The sequence below is a fragment of the Ruegeria sp. AO1 genome (assembly GCF_056535985.1).
This window is the reverse complement of the sequence record NZ_JBQFJC010000002.1, coordinates 694,918-717,136: the sequence shown is the minus strand read 5'-3', so window position 1 is coordinate 717,136 and position 22,219 is coordinate 694,918. Positions and strand designations below refer to the sequence as shown.

Here is a 22,219-nt window from a genome sequence, read left to right as displayed (position 1 = left end):
AGCAACGACCAAACAAATGGTAGATCGCGCCAGGTCGACGGCCCATTGATCACGTGGGTAGCACTAAAGTTTTCGACGCTACCCAACCTGGAAACAAACCGGCAATGAGTCCGGCCAGCATAACCAAAAGCCACGCGCCTGAGATACCCTTTTGCACGATGGCAAGCAGGACAACTCGGCCAAGCATGGCTTTTGTAGGCAGTACGGCCTCTTAAGACATCCGCAGATTACGTGCGAAACTCAGATCATAGGTCCCACACCTCAACCACGACAGTCGCCTCAGACAGTTGACCAGACGAGTCCGCTACCCAGTACTCAAATGTGTCGGTGCCCTCGAAGTTGATGTTTGGCTGGTACAGCAGCTGCCCATCTTCTTGAACATATACATCGCCATTCTCGGGGTCGGTGAAACCACTTACATTGAGTTCAGCACTTTCTGCATCTGAATCATTGGCAAGCACGTCAACAAGAACACCCTGGTTCATTCCAGTGGAGAAATTGTCGTCCACTGCATCCGGAGCCGAACCTCCCAGATCAAGCATGCCGTTAAACCGGGCACCGTTCGCGTAGTTGTTAATCATCCAGTTGTTGGCTAGTTCACCGTCCGTCATTTCAAGCGTGACAACATGGGTGATCTTCATAACTTCGCCGGTTGCTCTATCTGTGATAAAGTCGTCGATCAAAAGCACATTCCGCCCGTCTTCTGTCCGGTAGTATCCGTTTTCGGAGATCAGATAGATGATGTGCTCATAAAACTCGATCTGAAGCGGCTCTTGCTCAAACGCCCGGTCTCGGGTCCCAATCGAGTCGGTTCTGACACCATCAAAGCTGAAGTTTTCACCTAGCGCGATGCTAAGACCACCGTCATGGACAAATTCCAGCCTGCCAGGAGTCAAATCATCCGACGTCAGTATCTGGTGAGCAGCGGGGTTGTAGCCAAGGATATCTGTGCCGTTATTGATCGATTCAAAATCAATCAGGATATTTGCGACATCGCTATCCGGGAACGAAGCTGTGAAATCCGAGCGGAAGTCAACGGCCGCATCAAAACCTTCCACACGCAGCCCATTTAGAACCATGTCGTAGATGTTTGTTCCGAAGTCTATCCCGTAATTATTGACGTCGCCCAGGCGCTCTCTCGCGTTGATGAGATCGAAGTCAATGAACGTATAGTGCGAGGTGTAACTCAGGTTAGCGCCGGTGGAAGTTTCCCAGTTCAGAAAACCGTCAAAAACAGTGCGAAGATCGTGCTGCGTCTGCCAAGGGAAATCCTTGATGACTATGATCCCTGTGTTGGTGCCAAAAGCCTCGTTGTCGCGAAACCCTTGAATCGGCGCCAGGTTGTTCAGAATGGTATCCCGGCCATACCCTATCTCAGGGTGATCCAAGTTATCGACTGAAGGATCGGCTTTGTTGTTGCGCATCATCCAGACGAAACCATTGTTGGTATTCGCTGCGACGTTTTCCGCTGCCTCAACCAAACGACCAGCGAAGAAGAACCCGTCGCCAGTATGTCCGATATCTTGACTCGAGACACGTGCTCCGTCCTTGACTTCCCAATCGCCCCAGTTCGTACCTTGGGCATTGATCGCCATGTTTCTGAACCAGGAGCCTGTCTCGTCACCGGCTTCAGCTACAAATGCAGCCCCGAAAACATCAAAGGCGACATTCTCTGCGAAGTTAGCATTGCTGGAATGGTGGACAAATCCCCAGCCAGGCGAGCCATCAACGGTATTTCCAACAGCAATCGCCGGGTTGTCCTGATCAGAAGTGCCCGTCAAGTGGAAATGGAATGAATAGCGACCTTGGATGTTACTGTCCGGTTCCACAACCGCCAAGTCAGCAGTGCTAAGTGCGGCGGGTGTAGATTTGTCGGTCCGTCCCAGGTCTTCGAATGCTGCGTAGCGGACGTCGACGTCATCATTGTGCATGAACATTACGTGCCCACGGTGATGAGTCTGGGTGGCATCCCCATCCTCACTCGAGAACGTAATGTTTCTGGACATGTTCGCGACGTAAGCAAACAAATCGTCACGCGGTGTATCGTGATCATGCTCCAGTGGAGGTTCAAAGGTGATCTGATTGCCGTTGATAGCGGTGATCGTGATCTCTTCGTCTTGGCTTTCGATGTAGCCAAGAGCTGTACCAGTATGACCAGTTTGGTGCGTTCCTGTCAGAACCAGATTGTCACCGACTTGCCATCCATCGGGGATTTCGGAAAGCGACAGAGTGTTCTCACCACGCATCGGGGCTTCCGACACGGTCAAGAACGCTTGCTTTTCTGCTCCGTGAATTTCGACTTGACCATGCGAGATCACACCGCGCGACAGCAGGGTCGGATCCCAACTGACGTCAATGTCACCGTTGTTGGCAATGACAATTTCGGCATTCACATTGGCTGCAATCGGATTGTCTTCTGTTCCAATTTCAAGTCGGCCGGATGTGTCGACAACCATCGTGTCAACGACCATGCGCGTGTTAATGTTGGTCGCGAAGGACAATTCACCATCAACACGAACTGTGAACAGTGATGCATCGCTCACACCATTGTAGGTGACTGCGATGTTCTTCGGAATCAAGACGTTAGCACCTTCGTCCGGGATGCGCCCTTCATACCAGGTGTTGGGGTCAAACCAATCGCCATCTGATACGGCCACATGAGTGGCGTCAGAGCGATCAACAAGATCCAGCAGCGCACCATGCTCCGTGGACATAGTCATATTGTCGCCATGCGCGTGCGCATTGGGCTCGGCCATTACCGCCGCAACAAACGCGTCATGTTCGGAAGGGTCAGTTGGCTCTGGGATCGTGCCAGGAAGGTTCTCACCACCATGATCCACTTCGTCGCTGTCGGCATGATCATCGTGGCCCGTATGGCCATCATCAGTCCCGCCATGATCGCCGTGATCAACCACATCATCGGTGGTATCCGAACCATCCGTTCCATGATCTCCGCCGTCGTGGACCATGTCGCCATCATCGGTCCCGCCATGATCGCCGTGATCAACCATGTCATCGGTGGTATCCGAACCATCCGTTCCATGATCTCCGCCGTCGTGGACCATGTCGCCACCGTCGGCCCCGCCCTGATCACCGTTATCAACCACGTCGTCGGTGGAATCCGATCCATCCGTTCCATGATCTCCGCCGTCGTGGACCATGTCGCCATCATCGGTCCCGCCCTGATCTACCTGATCAACAGCGTCGTCGGTGGTATCGGATCCATCCGTACCGTCATGACCATCATGTACGGTATCGCCGTCCGGCAACGAATGACCAAGGCTATCGCCGGAAATGACTTCGGTTACACCGTTCGTGTCAGGACCACTCCACTCCAGCCTCAGAACCTGGTCGCCCCAAATCTCAAAATAGCGGACTTCGAGGTCGTGCTCACCAGCTTCCAAATCGACCACGACCGGAATGGTCACAGCTCCATGAGGGCCATCATTGTCGATGATGCGCTCACCATTTAGGTAGACTGCGGACCCGTCATCGGATGTCAGGTAAATCGTGTATGAACCGGCCGTTTCAACATTGAGTGTACCTCTGTAACGGGCCGCGAATTCATCCTGTGCGCCATTTTCCCAGAACGGGTTATTTGAGTTCTCGAAATTCAACTCTGAGACGGTGCTTGTCAGATCGGGCGTTGCGTCAAAATCAATTTCAGCAAGGCTCCAAGCCGCTGTCGGCAAAACAAAATACTGAGCAACCAGACCACGGTTTTGTGATGTTTGGTCGTCAGGGCTGTCATGCCCGCCGTCGTGACCCATATCGCCACCGTCGGTGTCAACATGATCACCGTGGCCTGCGTCACCATCATCGGTCCCGCCCTGATCTACCTGATCAACAGCGTCGCCGGTGGTATCCGATCCATCTGCACCATCATTTCCGCCGTCGTGGACCATGTCGCCATCGTCGGTCCCGCCCTGATCTACCTGATCAACAGCGTCGTCGGTGGTATCGGATCCATCCGTACCGTCATGACCATCATGTACGGTATCGCCGTCCGGCAACGAATGACCAAGGCTATCGCCGGAAATGACTTCGGTTACACCGTTCGTGTCAGGACCACTCCACTCCAGCCTCAGAACCTGGTCGCCCCAAATCTCAAAATAGCGGACTTCGAGGTCGTGCTCACCAGCTTCCAAATCGACCACGACCGGAATGGTCACAGCTCCATGAGGGCCATCATTGTCGATGATGCGCTCACCATTTAGGTAGACTGCGGACCCGTCATCGGATGTCAGGTAAATCGTGTATGAACCGGCCGTTTCAACATTGAGTGTACCTCTGTAACGGGCCGCGAATTCATCCTGTGCGCCATTTTCCCAGAACGGGTTATTTGAGTTCTCGAAATTCAACTCTGAGACGGTGCTTGTCAGATCGGGCGTTGCGTCAAAATCAATTTCAGCAAGGCTCCAAGCCGCTGTCGGCAAAACAAAATACTGAGCAACCAGACCACGGTTTTGTGATGTTTGGTCGTCAGGGCTGTCATGCCCGCCGTCGTGACCCATATCGCCAGCGTCGGTGTCAACTTGATCACCTTGGCCCGCATCGCCATCATCGGTCCCGCCCTGATCTACCTGATCAACAGCGTCGTCGGTGGTATCGGAACCATCCGTGCCATCATTTCCACCGTCCTGGCCCGTATCGCCACCGTCGGTGTCAACATGATCACCATGGCCGGTATCGCCATAATCGGCCCCGCCCTGATCTACCTGATCAACAGCGTCGTCGGTGGTATCCGAACCATCCGTACCATCATATCCACCGTCCTGGCCCGCATCGCCATCATCGGTCCCGCCCTGATCTACCTGATCAACAGCGCCGTCGGTGGTATCCGATCCATCCGTACCATGATCTCCGCCGTCGTGGACCATGTCACCATCATCGGTCCCGCTCTGATCTCCCTGATCAACAGTGTCGCCGGTCGTATCCGATCCATCCGTGCCGTCATCATCGGTAACGCTGCCTGGCAGCGAATGACTCAGGCTTTCTCCCGCTATCAGAGTTCTACCACCCTGAGTATCCGGTCCGCTCCATTCCAAGACCAAGGTCTGTCGACCCTTGTTCTCGAAATACTGAAGCTCAAGATCATGCGAACCTGCAGTTAAAAACAGTGTCACCGGGATCATGACGTCGCCATGCAAGCCATCGTTGTCGATCACTTGTTCACCGTCGATAAACAGCGCGGAGCCGTCATCGGATGTCAGGTAAATTGTGTATTCCCCAGCTGTCTCGACATTCAATTGGCCCGTGATCTCGGCGGCAAATCTATTCCGCGCACCACCGTCCCACCATGCATCCCGACCCCGTTCGAATGCGACTTCGGACAGGATCATCTCCGAAACCGGATCAGCGTTAAAGTCGATCTGCTCCAGACGCGAAGTACCGCCTTGGAGTTCGAAAAACTTGGCAACAAGTCCCAGACTCTCTGTCGCCTGCGGCGCAACATCTGCATCAGAAGAAGCTTCGTCAAAGCCTTCCGTGGCTGTTTCTGCGGCATCAGAAATAGAGTAGTCCACGACGTTAGAACTGATCAGCTGCCTTTCGCCCCCGGTATCAAAACCCTCCCATTCCAACTTGAGCGTTTGTAAACCGCCGCTTTCGAAATAGCGGATCTCGATATCATGGGACCCAGCGTCGAGCATAATGTCGGTCTGAATCAGCCTGTCACCATGGTTTCCATCGTTGTCGATGACAAGCTGTCCATCAATGTACAATGCCGAACCGTCATCAGACGTAAGGTAGAAGGTGTAGACGCCAGCCTGACTTACGTTCAGGGAGCCCGAATACCTTGCTGCAAACGAATCTTGGGGACCGCCATCCCAGAACGCTTCAGTTGAGCGTTCAATATCCAGCTCCGAAACCACCTCAACCGCGTCAGGTGTTAGATCGAAGTTTACCTCCGAAATACTGGAAACCCATTGGGGTAACGTGTAGTACTCTGCGATAAAGCCCAAGCCTTCGGTCGGAATGCCGAAAATCCGAGTGTCGATGCTGCTCATTACGTTATCCTTGGTGCATTTGACGAAACCCTGGTGAGGCTCCAATCAATGTGGTGGTCGGTCAGGAGGTACAGGTCCAGAAGGGCGAAAGTGCGGCAGGAAGCTGGCACAAGATCATATCTGCGGCGAAACTGTGTCCATTTTGTAAACCGGGTGTCTCAAAGTTTGCCGTCGAATTATTATCCGAGGCTAAGTACTTCAGTTTAGGTGCCATCCCAGCCGCCTTTTCATTTTGTCCATTCCAAGCGTTTCCACGACCCGTAAGCCGCGAGAATCGAGTAACATTTGAAGTAACGAAAAAACTAGTTCACCATCCCTGAACAATGGCATACCCAGACCTCAAATTGCCCACAACCCGGAAATACTCAGAGCTATTCAAGCAAGCGAGACATTGCCGAGCGTGTCCAGATTTCCGCCGAGTTTCTAAGTGAAATCATGGTTTTTTTGCATTTTCGCCCCAATCACGACCTCAATTCGCTCCAAATTTCATCGGTTTTTTAACGAAATTTCGTATACGCTCGAAACTGAAGCACCCGGTAAGCGAGAAGACTGCTGATTTGGAACAATTTCCGACTGTTTTCGATCTAAACCCGGGACTGGAACAAGGGTAAGAGCAAAGGCATGCAAGCGCACTGCTGTGATGTTCGTCTTTTTTGTTGTTCTCGCAAGGACGCAGCTAGCGATAGACAATTCCGCTTCGCTGAGCCATCAAAGGGTATTGGTTATTAAGTAGTGGAATAGTTTTTGTGAATTCCGAGACTGAAATCGCTTCGCATCAATTGGCACAAGGGCCCGAGTTTCTGTCGCTGATCAGCCAGCCCACGAAGGCAGCGCTTTTTGCGAGCGTGAGTGACTGCTGGAATCGGGGGCAGGGCTTTACTCTGGCGACCTTAAACCTGGACCACATCGTTAAAATGCGTGAGATGCCCGATTTTCGTTCGGCCTATATTTCGCACAGCCACGTGGTAGCTGACGGAAACCCAATTGTGTATCTTTCGCGGCTTGCGGGGCGCCCAATCGAATTGATCCCCGGCTCAGACCTAATCGCGCCGCTGGCAAAGTTGGCTGCGCAACATGGCGTACCTGTCGCGCTTTTAGGGGCAACACAGTACACATTGGACCGGGCGGCGGATCAGCTGGAGAACGACAATCCAGGGCTTTCCGTTGTTGCTAAAATCGCGCCGCCCTATGGGTTGGATACCAATGGGCCTGAGGTTGCCACCTACTTTGAGACCATCCAATCATCTGGAGCACGCCTTTGTTTCCTAGCGCTAGGCGCGCCGAAACAGGAAATTCTGGCGGCACGGGGTGCTCAAATTGTGCCGTCCTGCGGATTCGTCTCAATTGGGGCAGGCCTGGATTTCATAGCAGGCAGTCAAACCCGCGCGCCGTCCTGGGTACGAAAGCTGTCGCTGGAATGGGTTTGGCGCATGGCCAACAACCCGAGGCGACTTGCGGGCAGATATGCTCGGTGTCTCGCGATTTTGCCCAAACTATTCTTCCAGGCTTTGCGCGTACGCTTGGCACGTTGATCACCGTATGAAACGGCGTTTCTAAGGCATTGACTGAATTTTCGGCGCTTGCGCAATTCCTGATCTGTGTATTCATCAGGTGCCGGATCCGGGAACAGCAGTCAGTAACCGTATTTATCCAATTTCTCGAGGTAACGGCATTTGTTTAGGACCACACCCAGCAGATTGCAGCGCCCAGCGATCTCGTCCTTGCACTTCTCCAGTTCATCAGCCGAAGTATCTTCGGCCGCGGCCACTAACAAAACGCAATCAATCTGATCGAGAAATGCATATGTGTCGTCGCAAGCGAGCATAGGGGAAGTGTCAAAAATCATGATATCTGGCTGATACCGCTCTTCAATCCGATCAATAACGTGAGCAACGTCTTTGTCCTGCAGCAGTTCGGCAGAGTTCGCTACCGAATCGCTGTTCAAAGCAAAAGCCAGCTTCCGATCGTAACAGACCATGTGGTCCTCGGGCTGGCTTTGGCCTTCCAAAGCGTTGGCAAAATTGCATTTGCTTGTACCCAGAAGTTTGTGAGCTGATGGACGTCGCAGGTCCAAATCGACCAGCATCGACCGGATATTTCTCTGGCGGGCGATACTGAACGCCAGATTTAGACTCAAAGTAGTCTTTCCGCAGGCGGACCCTGGTGAAGTGATCGCAACTCGACGCCAATTATTACTAGCCATCTGATGCATCATACGTGTGCGCAAAACATCAAATGACGCAGAATCTGCGGACGCCTCGTAACCAGAGATTCGGGCCCGCTTCAATTGGCTGGGCTTCAGATCGTACTCAGGCAAGTCCGCCCACAGCTTATCAACGAGCGGGACAGCCGGATTCTCGGGCTGCAGAGCTTCCACGGTAGCGCCTGCAGGCTTCGGAGCGATTTCGTCGGAAGCCGACACACGCCGCGCTTCTCGGGCTTTTTGAATGGCAGACTGAATACGTTCCATAACCTTTGGATCCCGTTATCCCAGTTTCAACCGATCAAGCAAATCCGTCGCGCCTAGCTTTTCGGCTACTTTCTCGAGAACAAGATCAAGTGGTAGATAATATAGGTGAACTAAGTACAAAGCTGCAACCACTCCAACAATTGGGAGGCTCAGACCAGCTACAATCATGGCTCGCCGAACAGCAATCTCTCGTTTAGTCCATAAATACGGCACAGTCCCAAACACAGGCACATCAAAACGAGAAGAGATATCCGCCGGTCTGCGCAAGGTTGAATTGAGAATCTCCAGCAAAACAAACAATCCTCCCGCGATCGCGAATCCAGCTGCAATACCCATCGCTACGATCTTTTTTCGGCTGGGTTCTGCGGGAATTGTCGGCACCACGGCATTCTCTGCTACAGTGATGCGCTGACCACGAGACTGGGTTTCGATTTGATCGCCTGTACGGGCTTCGGCAAGGCTGGCAGTCGCCTGAGTGTATTGCAAACGCAGATTGTCATAATCCCGTTCGAGAGTACCCAGAGCAATTGCATTAGTTGGAGTCGCCTCGATGGAACGCGCCAGTGCCTCCAACTCTGCATCGACATCGGCCTTTTGAGTCTCGATAAAATCGATCTGCCCATCAATGTCCGAGACCTGCAGATCAAAGGGTGTGAAGTTGGGCGCTGTCTCGGTGCCAAGACCCAACTGGATATTGGCTGCTTCCAATGCCGCTATCTGACCATCCAATGACCGAATGCGCGGATGATCCGATGAATAGATAACCAGAGCCGAAGCACGTTCGTCCTGTAATTGCCTTAGGCGGCGCTGTTCCGGTGTCAGGCTCTCTCCGGCCAAATCTGAACGCCCAGTCCGTTCGTAGACCTCAACAAGCCGAGCACGGCGGTCGCGCAGACCTGACAATTCGCGATCCAGCTGAAGCATCCGTTCCTGCAACGAAGACTGACGCTCACGGCTGTAGTTCAGACTTTCTGGCAATGCGTCTTGATGGGCTTCCTTGAATTCAAGGATCTTGCGACCCTGCTCTGCCATCTCACCATCCAGTCGAGCAACTTCCTGAACAAAGAATTCCAGTGTCTGCGCCGCGACACCTGTGCGCATCGCAACGTTTTCCCTTAGTATCTGCGCGACCAATTCATTGGTAACCATAGCTGAAACTTCAGCATCGGCCGATGCAAAAGACACTGTCACAAACGCCGCCTGGTTTAGAGTATTATAGGGTATTTCAAGCTCAATTCGCTCTTGCATATCCCAGACTATCTCATCTGGAGTCAGTTCAGGCTGGTCATCATGCAGCGCAAACCGGCTCGACAAGTCTAGCAAATTGGATCGCGCCAAAACCCGCTGCTGGATGACTTGGAGAATTTCCACAACACTCGCCTGTACGGTGGTCGATGCAAGATCACCCGGAATTTGAGCAGATTCTACAACCAGTCGGGACTGCGCTTTGTACACGGGTGGCAGCGTAAACGCTGCGTAGACCGCACCAAGCGTACAAAACGCAATAATGGGAACGATGAAATAGAGCCTGCGCCAAACCAAAGAAAGGTAGAATTGGATGTCCCTGATCATGAACTTGAACCACCGCTATCTGAATGCAAGCTCGCGGCAAAAAAGGCGCCATCTTCAAGAACCATTTCGACCGTTTTCCGCACGACGCGCTGGCGTCCGCGGGTAGAGGCATACACCATCGACAAGTCGCAAAGCTGATTGACCAGACGCGGCACTCCATGTGTCGCCTCGTAAATCAGGTCCGTCGCGGCGGGGCTGAAAAAGTTGCGCTCGGCCCCAGCAACACTAAGCCTATGTGCCACATATTTTCGCACCGTTTTCCTATCCATCGCCTTCAAATGAAAACTGGAGGCAACGCGCTGCGCAAACTGACGCAACTCGGGGCGGCGGACGATTTCCTGCAATTCGGGCTGACCAACCAACACCAATTGCAGTAGTTCGTCTTTGTTCGCATTGATGTTGGTGAACATCCGGAGCTCTTCCAGCGATTCTGGCGTTAAGTTCTGTGCCTCATCGAAAATAAGGATCACACGGTGACCTTTAGCGTATTCCTCGATTAGATGAGACTGGAACATGGCAAACAGATCAACATACGTGGCTTCCGGAGGGGCCGGTTGATCAAGCGCCATCAATACCCAGCGCAACAATTCGCCACGGTCTCCATGCGCATTTGAGATCAGACCAATCTTTACGTCACTGCCCACACTTTTCAGGAGATGGTACAACAATGTTGTCTTGCCGGCTCCAACGTCACCCGTAATCAGTGTTATCGGAGCGCGTGTCAGGATACCATATTCGAGCATCGTGTAGGCCTGCAGATGCGCTTGCGACCAGAAAATGAAGTCCGGGTCCGGCAGCAACGAGAACGGTCGCTCGTTTAACCCGAAATGAGCGGTGTAGATATCAAGCGAGCTTTCGCTGCCGCCTGGTGTATCGTTGGAATGAATATTCAAATCCTCATACTCATATTAATCGCAATGCCATCTTCGGACACTCTGGTATCCTAATCCTGACAAGGGATTTCAGTCTTGTCATCGCAGTATACCAAACTACCTTGTTCACGTTTAGGGCATTTCGTAGCAACCGCATGTGACCTAGGCCACAATTTAAGATGCTTCCGGAGCAACGCAATCAATTATCTTGAACCTGCTATGGGGTATGTCCTGTCTGAAACCCGGTTCTCCAGAAAGCTAGCCAATATATCTAAGCTTCTCAGCATGTCGCAAGCTGAGCTTCAGCAAGGTGAACGCTCAACCCATTGTTTTCATTCTCATTGAGACTTGGATGTGTTTTGGAACTGCCTCCAAAGCGCGAAAGTTTCAGCAGTGTTTTGACCACGATTATCACGCGCCAAAGAGGCAAGATTACGACAATGATGCAGCCGAAACAGACGCCTCGCCAACTACAGAAGGCATGTAGAAAAACCTAGCAACTCTACAATTGGAAAATGCGAAATGGAAACAATCAACCCATTAGGCAGTGATTATCAAAGATGCACATAGTGCAGATCAGATTACATACAGCGCAAATAATCACTGAGATTTGCTTGTACTTAGCAAGATGCGCAAACTCCGGGACCGGCCCGTTAGACAATCCTGCATGCTGGACTGTTTCTCTTTGACAGAAGCCGAACCGGAGCGTAACCCAACTATTAGGTTGCTCAACTGATTAAAGGGCGCCGTGTGCAGTACCCGCCGGCCTGCCAGCAGGCCGGCTTTAGACTGCTGGGTGCTGATATATTTGTGACTCCGCGGCTCGCCCGCGTTATTAATAACGAGTAAGAAGCCGATTGGAGAATATCTGACCATGGCGCCACGATCAGATATCGGTATTTTGGGGTACTCCGGGTTTGTTGGGTCGACCCTCGCGCGGGCGCTCCCTGATGCAAGCGGATTTAACTCGCGCACCGTGAAGCACGCCGAAGAGCAGCGATTTGATACGCTCTACTGTGCTGCAGCACCCGGCTCGATGTTTGAAGCCAATAAGTATCCGGATCGCGACGCTGAACGCATCGACGCTCTGATCGCCTCGCTTTCGCGAATGCAAGCGAGCAGATTTGTATTGATTTCGACCATCGCCGTACTTGACCGCTTCGATGGAGGGTATACCGAGGCCGCTTCGAGTTTTCAGGAAACCGTTGCTTATGGCGTCAATCGGAGAAGGCTGGAAGAAGCCTGTCAGGCTCATTTCCTTAGGTGTTTGATCGTTCGCCTACCCGCGCTGTTCGGGCCCGGTTTGATGAAAAACTTCATCTTCGATTTGATAAACCCCATGCCAACAATGCTGAATACCACCGGTTATGATAAGCTTGCAAACCAACTTCCAGCTTCGTTGGTTCCGGCCTTGGACAGTATTTACTCGATCAGTGACGCGCTCGGCATGTATGTGATCGATCGCGCTGCGCTGGCAAAACTGCCCGCACGAGCAGCGCTGACTGCCGAGGCAGATAATCTCGGAATTAACGCGGTAATGTTCCACAATCGCGAGACAACCTATCAATTCTATGAAATGGATCTTTTGAAAGGAGACATTGATCTCGCATTGGATGCCGGGCTGGACGTTTTACATCTTGCACCAGAACCAATCAAAGCGTCCGATGTTTATCGCTCTCTTCTGCAGAACGAGATGCCTGAAACCGCCGGAAAGATTCACAAAGAGGATATGCGTACCCAACACGCAGAGCTTTTTGGCCAAAACGGCCACTACAATCGCAGTGCAGATGATGTCATGGCCGCCCTAACCGCGTTTTTCAATGCCACTGTAGAAGTCTAGGTCATGAAGTACGCCGTTTCGAATATCGCATGGTCTGCAAGTGATCGCCTTAAAGCATATGCCAAACTTCAGGCAGCAGGGATCACTGGGCTGGAAATCGCCCCGGGACTGTTATTCAGCATGGCTGATGATCCTTTTGACCCAACCGAGGCGGAGATCGCATTGGTCCAGAATGAACTGGATCGTTTTGGGCTGTCACTGGTTTCGATGCAATCGCTACTGTTCGGCGTCGAAGGGGCTGAACTGTTCGGTGACGCCTATGAGAGGGCTGCTTTTGAACAGGGATTGATGCGAGCCATAAAGTTGGCAGGTCGGCTTGGAATCCCAAATCTTGTCTTGGGATCGCCCAAACAACGACAGCGACCGTCGGGAATGGAGCCAAACGCAGCAATCGACAAAGCCATCGAAATCCTGACACCGCTGGCCGATGCTGCTGCTTTTGCAGGTACAAAAATCGCGATGGAGTGCAACCCAGCGGAATATGGCACCAATTTCCTAACAACGCCTGATGAAACGCTTGCTTTCGTCAAACGTGCTAATCATGCTGCGATTATGCTAAATTTCGACGTTGGTGCTACGCTGCTAACTGGCACATTTGATCACGTGATGGATCAGTTGATCGCGGCGGGTCCAGTTCTGAACCATGTCCATATCAGTGAGCCGTATTTGTCACCTGCGCCAGCAAACCCGCAGGACGCCGCGAAGGTGTTGCAAACTCTGGAAACGCTAGAGTATCAGCACGTTGTTTCAATTGAGATGCGCCAACCGCAAGATGGTCTGGCCGGTTTGGACACGGCGCTGGAAAATTTGCTGGAGGCGCGTGGCCTAGCCGGAGAGGCCCGATGAGCGGTCCAACACTGCGCGACGACATACTTGTATCTGTGTGTTTCACAGACGCACACGCCCCTGACGCCGCAGTCCCGCGGATCGCTGCAACTGCAGATCTGTTGAAAAAGCACTACCGTTACTGGGAGATTCTTGTCGTCAACGAAACCGATTACGATGCTGCTTTGGAAGAAGCTCTCGTTGCCGTACCGAACGTACGCTATCTTTCGGTTGTGCGCGGGCTGGACAACAGCCAGCGCCGCGTGATTGCAGCTTCTGAAGCAATTGGAGACTTTGTGGTCATTACTTCGGTAAATGAGGTCACAAGCTTCGACATTCCTGCAATGATTGATGACGCACAGGATCGCAATGCCGTAATCCTTGGACAACGCAAAGCCACTTTTTTGGCCGAGCCATTTATCGCTCTTCTTGGCCGCGCCAGCGGGTTTCACGCCAGCACTCGTGATATGCAGACCACTGCGATCCCGCGTACCGTTCTTAATCGGCTGCTGAACGATCCGAACCCGGTTCTTGCCCTGCGCTTTCCGCCACGAGACAATTCTCTGACGGTGCTGCGGCGAAGGCCTGATTTCAAAGACTCAACAAAAGTGCATGAGCCTACCTGGTCAGGACGCATGGCCAGCCGGTCCGATCTGATGTTGCGAATGGTGACTGAAGCGGGACCATCACTGCTCAGCGCAGTGGCCTTGTTCTCCGCATTCATGTTTGTCAGTGCAGTATTCTTTGCAATCTATGTGGTGATTATCTATCTGACCAAAACCGATATTGCGGAAGGCTGGACCACCCTTTCGCTATCAATCTCAGGGATGCTCGCCTTTTTGGGTGCCGCGTTGTTTGCGATTTGTGTCACCCTGCGCAAAGCGATGGAAATCATGCGCGGCCGAACGATCGACTATCTGGTGGCTGAGCGAAGCTCCGTTGATCTGTTTGAAAGCGTGTCAAACGCGCTGAATGTCGACACGGATGGCACCGAAAGCTTGGAAGATCGGCGAGAAGCCACGCCAGACTCGAAACTGGTCCATAAGCAGACGGCTGGAGGTGCACCGTGACATCTCCGCGACGCGTTAAGTATCTGGTGATCGGTGGTGGATTCTATGGCTGCTGCTTGGCTCTTTTCTTGCGCTCGACCACGCAGGATGTGACTTTGGTAGAGGCAAGCTCCGAGATTATGACTCGCGCATCACGGGTCAATCAGGCGCGCTTGCATTCCGGATTCCACTACCCGCGCTCAATGCTAACCGCACTAAAATCGCGTAAGCTGTGCCAGCGCTTTGCAACAGATTTTCCCGACGCAATCGTATCGGACTTCCAGATGCTCTATGCTGTAGCGCGTCAGCGGTCCAAAGTATCTGCCAATCGATTTCGCAAGATGTTTGAAAACATGAAGGCCCCAATCGCGTTGGCGTCGCGTCAAGAAGCCGCAATGTTCGACGACGACAGGATCGAGGCGGTGTTTCGCGCAGACGAATTCGCGTTTGACTACTCTGTTTTGGCAAACCAACTGATGGCGCAAATTGATGCGTTCGACCTCGATCTGAGATTAGGAACCGAGGTGGTATCGATCGATGACAACCCTAATGCCGAGGCGGCGATCGTTCACCTTTCTGACGGCAGTGAAGTCCTTGCTGATCATGTCTTTAACGTCACCTATGCGCAGATCAACCATGTTTTACGGGACTCCGGGCTGCCGCTGGCAAGACTCAAACATGAGATGACCGAGCTCGCTCTCGTTGATCCGCCGGACGAAATGCAGAATCATGCCGTCACGGTGATGGATGGACCGTTTTTTTCCCTAATGCCCTACCCGGCAGCGGGCAAATACTCGTTAACGCACGTTCGCTATACCCCGCACGTAAGCTGGACGGATCAAGCTACTTCGGTTTCACCGTATAAAGCATTCGACCAAATTGAACTCGAAAGCCGCCTCAGACACATGGTTTTGGACGCCGCGCGTTATTTGCCATGCGTTGGTCAAATTACGAGTGGCGAGTCAATCTACGACGTCAAAACCGTGCTTGTGAAGAATGAAGTCGATGACGGGCGCCCTATCCTGGTGCACGAAGAGCCACCAGGTGGACGGGTCACATCCGTTCTGGGCGGCAAGATCGACAATATTTATGACCTGTTTTCCCATTTAAGGGCGCGGCATGATGCCTTAAAATATGCCGATTTCAGATACATCCTTACGGGCTCAGACATACATGTCACGGCGTCGGCATGACTTCTTGCGATACGGCGCCACCGTGGCGCTCGGCTTGGTCGTCGATCTGACCGCCGCACGAAGCGCTCTGGCGTTTGGCGTACCACTTGAACTGTCTGCCATAATTGGTGTTGCATGCGGTGCACTCTTCAATTTTATCGTACTCGATCTTTGGGCTTTTGCAGGTCAAAAAGCCAAAGGTGCTGGATCGCGGCAGCTGCGCTACCTTGGGGCTCTCGTCGTCACAATGGCAGTTCGGGCGGCTGCTGTTTGGAGCCTCGCTGCCATTCTTCCTGCGCAAACTGCACCCATGATCATACTGTGTCTGGCCGTCGGCGTGTCGTTCACCATCAATTTCTTGCTTTCAAAACACTGGGTTTTTCAGCGCAGCGACCGGCCGCAATCAACATCTGGAGAATGATTGGATGCACTCCGATACAAATACCGAGGCACGCGAAGACGTGCATTCATTTCCCTCCTGTGACGACACAAATTGGCAGGTTCCCGAGTTTGATGTTTTGGACCTAGGTTCGAAACAGCACAAATTCGTCCTCGTGATACCTGTCCTGAATGAGGGCCAGCGGATTCAAGGTCAGCTACGCAACCTCGCCGCTCTGAACCACCCGATTGATATTATTATTGCCGATGGAGGCTCGACCGATGGCTCTTTAGAAGCCGATTTTCTAAGAGAAGTCGGCGTTCGTGCGCGTCTGACGAAAACAGGACCCGGAAAGCTCAGCGCGCAGCTTCGAATGGCTTACGCCTGGGCATTGCGGCAAGGGTATGAAGGTATAGTTACCGTTGATGGCAACGGGAAGGACGGGATGGAGGCCATACCTCTGTTTTTAGAAAAATTGTCCAACGGTTACGACTATGTACAGGGCTCACGCTATCACACGGATGGTGCTCACGAAAACACACCGCTTGAGCGCACTATGGCCAACCGGATGATTCACGCGCCAGTTCTCAGCCTCGCGTCGGGCACAAAGCTGACTGATACTACGAACGGCTATCGCGGCTATTCCGCTCGATTTCTGATGAACCCCACCGTTCAGCCTTTCCGAAACGTGTTCGACTCTTACGAGCTCCTGTTCTACCTGAGTGTGCGAGCAGGCCAAATTGGTCTACGCGTCACAGAGGTGCCGGTATCGCGCAGCTATCCTCGGAGCGGTAAAACCCCGACCAAGATCGCGGGATTTTCCGGCAAGTTGAAGATCCTCAAACAAACACTTGCTGCTGCACTGGGTTCGTTTTCACCTAAAGACTGACCAAACGATGCCTGAAACAAGACTGTATTGAATGGAAATGTCATAAGGTCCATCGTCGTCGCCCGTTATATACATCTGAACAATTCCTGTCTGTGGTCAAACGAATGTAAAATCTCGCCATATGTTTAGGCGGTGAGTATCGCCTGAAGATATTTCTTGGGCTCCGCTAGGTGTTCAGCCCAAGCGTCCGGTGAGCTGGGTTTAAGACGAAACGATCGTTCAATGATGTCCAGAATTTGCAGATCTATTCAAAATGTGTGAGTCCGCTCGGCATGTCCAATCTGCGGGCAAACATAAGCATCCAGGAAGCCAGCAAACGACCGATGGCCAAATCTCGGATCGATGAAATCAATTGGGGTTTTCCGCCAGATCAATCTCTTCATCTCTCGTCCTCGCTGATATCTGAACAGTCGGTTCATTTTTCGGTTCATTGACAAAGGCTTATGTGATACAAACAACTGTCTGAGCGTTGCCGAGTGATGAGCCGGCGCGCAAAAGGAGAGATTAAAATCCATGGACATAAAGCCTCTTGGTATTCCTGATATAAAGATGATCACACCTCGGCGATTTGGCGATGATCGCGGTTTTTTCGAAGAAACTTATAACTTGGAGAGCTTTGTCAGCCATGGGATCGAAACAGTTTTCGTACAGGACAACCATTCCCTGTCAGGAACTGTTGGAACTGTACGCGGACTACATTTTCAGGCGCCGCCAATGGCTCAGGCGAAACTTGTGCGCTGCGGGCGGGGCCGGTTGTTCGACGTGGCCGTAGATATCCGCAAAGGTTCCCCCACTTTTGGCAGATGGGTCGGCGCAGAACTCAGCTTTGACAATGGACAGATGCTATTGGTTCCCGAGGGTTTTGCCCATGGTTTCATGACATTGGAGCCTGACACCGAGATCGTATACAAGTGCTCAAATACCTACGCTCCGGAAACAGAGGGCGCCATACGGTGGGATGATCCTGATATTGGAATTAATTGGCCCCTCGACGTGGCAGAAATCAAAATATCCGATAAAGATGTCAGAGCCCTGCTTTTGAGAGATTTTGATTCCCCGTTCAGGTTCGAGGATGTTTTATGAAGATTTTAGTCACGGGCGGCGCAGGCTTTATCGGCTCTGCTGTGATACGGCGTGCAATTGCTGACGGCCATTCCGTAGTGAATGTCGACGCTCTGACCTATGCGTCCTGCCTCGATAATGTAGCTGAAGTAGCTGACTCAACAGATTACACTTTTGAACATGCCGATATTCGCGACTCCGAAGCTTTGTCTGGCATTCTGCGCAAGCATAGTCCATCTGCAATAATGCACCTTGCGGCCGAGAGCCATGTGGACCGTTCCATCGATGGTCCCGCCGCTTTTATCGAAACCAATGTGACCGGGACCTACGTGCTACTTGAGGCGGCACGCGATTTTTGGGTGACTGCAGGCCGTCCCGAGAGCTTCCGCTTTCACCACATCTCTACCGATGAGGTTTTTGGTTCCTTGGGTGAGACAGGTTTTTTCACCGAAGACAGTCCCTATCGGCCTAACTCACCATATTCAGCTTCAAAGGCGAGCTCTGATCATCTTGTCCGAGCCTGGCACGAAACCTTTGGATTGCCCGTCGTGCTGACCAATTGCTCTAACAACTACGGCCCCTATCAGTTTCCGGAAAAACTGGTCCCCGTGGTAATCCTGAACGCGCTGTCGGGAAAGCCCATTCCCATTTATGGCGCTGGCGATAACATTCGCGACTGGCTGCATGTCGAAGACCACGCCGAAGCGCTGTTATTGGTTCTGGAAAAAGGTGCGATTGGGCGCAGCTACAACATTGGCGGAGAGAATGAGATGACCAATCTCGACTTGGTAAAAATGCTCTGCGCTATTCTCGACCGATTGAAACCACACACAACTCCCTACGCTGACCAGATCAAATTTGTCGCAGACCGGCCGGGGCATGACCGTCGGTATGCCATTGATCCAACACGCATGCGAGAAGAGCTAAAATGGAGCCCGTCCTACACACCCGAAAAGGGCCTTGAACAAACCGTACGCTGGTACTTGGACAATAGCGCTTGGCTAAGTGCATTGCAGGCCCGCAGCGGCGTGGGTGAACGGCTCGGTATTGCGCAATGAAAGCATTGGTCTTTGGCCATGGAGGTCAAGTAGCGACTGAACTCCGAAGGCACGCGCGCCGACAGGGCATTATCCTTGAAGCCTTGGATCGATCTCAGGTTGATTTGTACAATCCTGCAGCGTGCGCGGAAGCAGTCCGAGGCACAAATGCTGAGGTGATCATCAATGCTGCCGCTTATACTGCGGTGGATCAAGCCGAAGACGAACCGGAGCTGGCTCAGTTGGCCAATGGAGACGCTCCGGGTGCTATGGCGCAGGCGTCAGCCGAGTGCGGTCTGCCGTTTCTCCACCTCTCTACCGATTATGTTTTTGACGGATCCGGCGAGGCACCCAGGTCTGAGGCCGACCCCACCGGACCACTTGGGGTGTATGGCCGCACCAAACTCGACGGAGAACGCCAAATCGCCGAAACCGGAGGTTGGTACGCTGTTCTACGGACCAGTTGGGTTTTTTCGTCGCACGGAAAGAACTTCGTCAAAACTATTCTACGGTTAGCCGAGACTCACGACAGACTTACTGTCGTTGCGGACCAGATCGGAGGACCAACGCCTGCCGCGGATATTGCCGAGGCTCTTCTTTTGATCGCCGCGAAAGCGCGCACGACTGAAGGCGGCATCTTACATTATTCCGGCGCTCCAAGCGTCAGCTGGGCAGATTTTGCGCGCGAAGTGGTTTCGCAGGCAGGATTGACCGCTCAAATCGAAGATATCCCGACCGTGGACTACCCCACCCCGGCCAAAAGACCATCGAATTCGCGCCTCGATTGTTCGCTGATCAAGGATATCTACGGCATTTCTCAGCCCAATTGGCAAACCGGCCTGACCCAAGTTTTGGCCGACTTGGAAGTGGCAGGCGCTAGGTTTTGAAAGGACGAACTATGCAACGCAAAGGCATTATCCTTGCCGGTGGATCGGGCACTCGGCTTTATCCAACCACCATTGCCGTTTCAAAGCAGCTTTTGCCCATTTATGACAAGCCGATGATCTTCTATCCGCTCAGTGTTCTGATGTTGTCGAACATCCGAGAGATTGCGATCATCACGACTCCGCAGGACCAAGAACAGTTCCAACGCCTATTGGGCGATGGCAGCCAATACGGTCTTTCCCTGACATGGTTGACGCAGCCTTCGCCGGATGGCTTGGCGCAAGCCTATATCCTTGCCGAAGAGTTTCTGGCAGGTGCACCATCGGCAATGATTTTAGGAGATAACATTTTCTTTGGTCATGGTTTGCCCGACCTTTTGCGATCTGCTGACGCGCTAGATCAAGGTGGCACCGTCTTCGCATATCGGGTGACCGACCCCGAGCGCTACGGCGTAGTCGACTTCGACGACAACAACAAAGCATGCGCCATAATCGAGAAACCCAGCGTGCCGCCTTCGCATTATGCAGTTACCGGGCTGTATTTCCTCGATTCAGAAGCACCGGCTCGCGCCCGCAAGGTGCAACCATCTGCTCGCGGCGAACTTGAAATTACGTCGCTACTTGAAACTTACCTGGTCGAAGGGCGTTTGGATGTCCAAACGATGGGTCGCGGCTTTGCATGGCTGGACACTGGCACCCATGGGTCACTTTTGGATGCAGGTAATTTCGTCCGCACTTTAACCGACCGGCAAGGTATGCAAACCGGAAGTCTAGACGAAATCGCTTGGGCAAATGGCTGGATCAGTGATGACGCTCTAGCCGATCGCGCGAAGCTCTTCGCAAAATCTACCTATGGCGCATATCTCGAACTGCTTTTGAGTTAAGAACGAAAGCAAAGACGACGGCGGCGTCGTTTCGGCTGGCATCAACTCACTTCAGTTTTGCCAAATAGCATATGGTGTTCACGGGCTTTCGATACGCGACTAAAAAATGGGCGATTCGACCTCGAAAACACGATCTCGTTTAAGCATAGACAACTGAAACTCATTTGCCCGCCACGTATAGGCTCAGCGAAGACTTGAAACTCAACTCAAAATTGATCCCGTTTCCGATAGAGAGAACAATGCCCGAGAATGTGCTCAATTGTGCGGCGAATGCGGCGAAAAAATGTCGAACAGGCCCGATTCACTCTTTGAGAAGTTATTTGTAACTGTATAAACTAGTTCACGTACTAAGGGCACAGTTTCGTGTTAGGTCTTGTCTACGGTAGTTCGTGTGTTGGGGAATTTTTTGGTCCCCTTGAGTTACCGCTTAATTGGTGAAGCCAGATTTGGCTTAAGGTTAAAGGTTGAAATGTCTATTCAGGATACGAACTTTCGCACCGACACCGTTACATGCGGTTCAGTTGTTGAGGCCGGCAAAGCCTCGGTAAACGCCGCTCAACCCTACCGCAACACATTCAAACGCCTGATAGATTTGGCCATTGTGTTGGTGACCCTACCAATCGTGGCGTCAGTTGTACTGGTTCTCGCGCTTATGGTTGCGCGAGACGGATCAAATCCCTTCTACGCCCAATCCCGCGTTGGTCGCGGTGGAAGAGTCTTCAAGATGTGGAAGTTGCGCTCAATGGTTCCGAACGCGCAGTTATTGCTCGAAGACTATTTGACAGAAAACCCGGCTGCTCGGCAGGAATGGGACGAAACCCAAAAGCTGCAGAATGACCCCCGAATCACGCCGTTCGGTCATGCCCTTCGCAAGACTTCTCTGGACGAACTGCCGCAGTTGTGGAACGTACTGATGGGTGAAATGAGCCTGGTCGGACCGCGCCCGATGCTTCCTGAACAGCAAGAGCTGTATCCGGGCGTAGCATATTTCACCCTGCGTCCCGGCATGACCGGATCTTGGCAGGTGTCCAAGCGCAATTCCAGCTCCTTCGCAAGCCGCGCCGAGTTCGACACCTCATACGCCGACAATCTAAACTTCAAAACCGATCTGGGTATTCTGTATTCGACGGTTGGTGTAGTCGTACGCGCCACGGGCATCTGAGCGAATACTCTCAACTGCAGCGGAGTTGAATCGCGTCAGCAAATGGCTTGCCGTGGCTGGCGCAATAATTCTTCTGGCTTCAGATTGTAGAGAATTCGGAAACCATCGAAGAGC

16 protein-coding genes are annotated in these 22,219 nt (G+C 52.5%); 12 read left to right on the top strand and 4 right to left on the bottom strand.

Annotated features, from left to right (window positions below; genetic code table 11):
- Positions 1-245: 245 nt before the first annotated feature.
- Positions 246-6,008 carry a PA14 domain-containing protein gene (locus ACR3FB_RS21340; protein ID WP_480565216.1) on the bottom strand — a complete coding sequence of 1,921 codons (5,763 nt, stop codon included), beginning with the start codon at positions 6,006-6,008 and terminating at the stop codon, positions 246-248.
- A 746-nt stretch (positions 6,009-6,754) separates the two neighbouring features.
- On the opposite strand from ACR3FB_RS21340, the gene ACR3FB_RS21335 reads away from it, so the two are divergent.
- Positions 6,755-7,540, top strand: a complete 786-nt coding sequence (locus tag ACR3FB_RS21335) for a WecB/TagA/CpsF family glycosyltransferase (protein ID WP_480566884.1) — start codon at positions 6,755-6,757, stop codon at positions 7,538-7,540.
- A 101-nt stretch (positions 7,541-7,641) separates the two neighbouring features.
- Here ACR3FB_RS21335 and ACR3FB_RS21330 read toward each other — a convergent pair whose 3' ends face one another.
- Genes ACR3FB_RS21330 through ACR3FB_RS21320 form a run of 3 tightly spaced genes read right to left on the bottom strand, consistent with a single transcriptional unit; the run spans position 7,642 to position 10,943 of the window.
- Positions 7,642-8,478 (bottom strand): CpsD/CapB family tyrosine-protein kinase, encoded by an 837-nt coding sequence (locus tag ACR3FB_RS21330; protein WP_425084674.1) that lies wholly within the window; start codon positions 8,476-8,478, stop codon positions 7,642-7,644.
- 15 nt (positions 8,479-8,493) lie between these two features.
- Positions 8,494-10,050: a GumC family protein gene (locus ACR3FB_RS21325; protein WP_425084675.1), complete on the bottom strand. Its 1,557-nt coding sequence runs from the start codon at positions 10,048-10,050 to the stop codon at positions 8,494-8,496.
- The gene (locus ACR3FB_RS21320) at positions 10,047-10,943 is read right to left on the bottom strand and encodes an ExeA family protein (RefSeq protein ID WP_425084676.1); all 897 of its coding nucleotides are present in this window, start codon (positions 10,941-10,943) and stop codon (positions 10,047-10,049) included. The genes ACR3FB_RS21325 and ACR3FB_RS21320 overlap by 4 nt, the downstream gene beginning before the upstream one ends.
- A gap of 853 nt (positions 10,944-11,796) precedes the next feature.
- On the opposite strand from ACR3FB_RS21320, the gene ACR3FB_RS21315 reads away from it, so the two are divergent.
- From ACR3FB_RS21315 to ACR3FB_RS21265, 11 genes are all read left to right on the top strand, one after another.
- Positions 11,797-12,762, top strand: a complete 966-nt coding sequence (locus tag ACR3FB_RS21315) for an NAD-dependent epimerase/dehydratase family protein (protein ID WP_480565208.1) — start codon at positions 11,797-11,799, stop codon at positions 12,760-12,762.
- A 3-nt stretch (positions 12,763-12,765) separates the two neighbouring features.
- Positions 12,766-13,608 carry a sugar phosphate isomerase/epimerase family protein gene (locus ACR3FB_RS21310; protein ID WP_425084678.1) on the top strand — a complete coding sequence of 281 codons (843 nt, stop codon included), beginning with the start codon at positions 12,766-12,768 and terminating at the stop codon, positions 13,606-13,608.
- Entirely contained in the window at positions 13,605-14,657 is a 1,053-nt protein-coding gene (locus ACR3FB_RS21305) for a hypothetical protein (protein WP_480565205.1), read from the top strand. The genes ACR3FB_RS21310 and ACR3FB_RS21305 overlap by 4 nt, the downstream gene beginning before the upstream one ends.
- The gene (locus ACR3FB_RS21300) at positions 14,654-15,829 is read left to right on the top strand and encodes an FAD-dependent oxidoreductase (protein WP_480565202.1); all 1,176 of its coding nucleotides are present in this window, start codon (positions 14,654-14,656) and stop codon (positions 15,827-15,829) included. The genes ACR3FB_RS21305 and ACR3FB_RS21300 overlap by 4 nt, the downstream gene beginning before the upstream one ends.
- Positions 15,771-16,229 (top strand): GtrA family protein, encoded by a 459-nt coding sequence (locus tag ACR3FB_RS21295; protein ID WP_480566883.1) that lies wholly within the window; start codon positions 15,771-15,773, stop codon positions 16,227-16,229. Before ACR3FB_RS21300 ends, ACR3FB_RS21295 begins: the two co-directional genes overlap by 59 nt.
- A gap of 4 nt (positions 16,230-16,233) precedes the next feature.
- Positions 16,234-17,076, top strand: coding sequence for a glycosyltransferase family 2 protein (locus tag ACR3FB_RS21290; protein WP_480565198.1), 843 nt, complete (start codon positions 16,234-16,236; stop codon positions 17,074-17,076).
- Between the two features lie 513 nt (positions 17,077-17,589).
- The gene (gene rfbC / locus ACR3FB_RS21285; protein ID WP_480565195.1) at positions 17,590-18,159 is read left to right on the top strand and encodes a dTDP-4-dehydrorhamnose 3,5-epimerase; all 570 of its coding nucleotides are present in this window, start codon (positions 17,590-17,592) and stop codon (positions 18,157-18,159) included.
- Positions 18,156-19,196 carry a dTDP-glucose 4,6-dehydratase gene (rfbB, locus tag ACR3FB_RS21280; protein WP_480565192.1) on the top strand — a complete coding sequence of 347 codons (1,041 nt, stop codon included), beginning with the start codon at positions 18,156-18,158 and terminating at the stop codon, positions 19,194-19,196. Before rfbC ends, rfbB begins: the two co-directional genes overlap by 4 nt.
- Positions 19,193-20,062: a dTDP-4-dehydrorhamnose reductase gene (rfbD, locus tag ACR3FB_RS21275; RefSeq protein ID WP_425084685.1), complete on the top strand. Its 870-nt coding sequence runs from the start codon at positions 19,193-19,195 to the stop codon at positions 20,060-20,062. Before rfbB ends, rfbD begins: the two co-directional genes overlap by 4 nt.
- 11 nt (positions 20,063-20,073) lie before the next feature.
- On the top strand, positions 20,074-20,943 hold the full coding sequence (rfbA, locus tag ACR3FB_RS21270; protein ID WP_425084686.1) for a glucose-1-phosphate thymidylyltransferase RfbA: 870 nt from the start codon (positions 20,074-20,076) through the stop codon (positions 20,941-20,943).
- 469 nt (positions 20,944-21,412) lie between these two features.
- Positions 21,413-22,105: a sugar transferase gene (locus tag ACR3FB_RS21265; protein WP_425084687.1), complete on the top strand. Its 693-nt coding sequence runs from the start codon at positions 21,413-21,415 to the stop codon at positions 22,103-22,105.
- Positions 22,106-22,219 lie beyond the last annotated feature (114 nt).

What these genes read in the sequence shown, in the direction of transcription:
- ACR3FB_RS21340 (WP_480565216.1), bottom strand. Translation starts at nt 6,008, where the DNA reads ATGAGCAGCATCGACACTCGGATTTTCGGCATTCCGACCGAAGGCTTG.
- ACR3FB_RS21330 (WP_425084674.1), bottom strand. Translation starts at nt 8,478, where the DNA reads ATGGAACGTATTCAGTCTGCCATTCAAAAAGCCCGAGAAGCGCGGCGT.
- ACR3FB_RS21325 (WP_425084675.1), bottom strand. Translation starts at nt 10,050, where the DNA reads ATGATCAGGGACATCCAATTCTACCTTTCTTTGGTTTGGCGCAGGCTC.
- ACR3FB_RS21315 (WP_480565208.1), top strand. Translation starts at nt 11,797, where the DNA reads ATGGCGCCACGATCAGATATCGGTATTTTGGGGTACTCCGGGTTTGTT.
- ACR3FB_RS21310 (WP_425084678.1), top strand. Translation starts at nt 12,766, where the DNA reads ATGAAGTACGCCGTTTCGAATATCGCATGGTCTGCAAGTGATCGCCTT.
- ACR3FB_RS21305 (WP_480565205.1), top strand. Translation starts at nt 13,605, where the DNA reads ATGAGCGGTCCAACACTGCGCGACGACATACTTGTATCTGTGTGTTTC.
- ACR3FB_RS21295 (WP_480566883.1), top strand. Translation starts at nt 15,771, where the DNA reads ATGCCGATTTCAGATACATCCTTACGGGCTCAGACATACATGTCACGG.
- ACR3FB_RS21290 (WP_480565198.1), top strand. Translation starts at nt 16,234, where the DNA reads ATGCACTCCGATACAAATACCGAGGCACGCGAAGACGTGCATTCATTT.
- rfbC (WP_480565195.1), top strand. Translation starts at nt 17,590, where the DNA reads ATGGACATAAAGCCTCTTGGTATTCCTGATATAAAGATGATCACACCT.
- rfbB (WP_480565192.1), top strand. Translation starts at nt 18,156, where the DNA reads ATGAAGATTTTAGTCACGGGCGGCGCAGGCTTTATCGGCTCTGCTGTG.
- rfbD (WP_425084685.1), top strand. Translation starts at nt 19,193, where the DNA reads ATGAAAGCATTGGTCTTTGGCCATGGAGGTCAAGTAGCGACTGAACTC.
- rfbA (WP_425084686.1), top strand. Translation starts at nt 20,074, where the DNA reads ATGCAACGCAAAGGCATTATCCTTGCCGGTGGATCGGGCACTCGGCTT.
- ACR3FB_RS21265 (WP_425084687.1), top strand. Translation starts at nt 21,413, where the DNA reads ATGTCTATTCAGGATACGAACTTTCGCACCGACACCGTTACATGCGGT.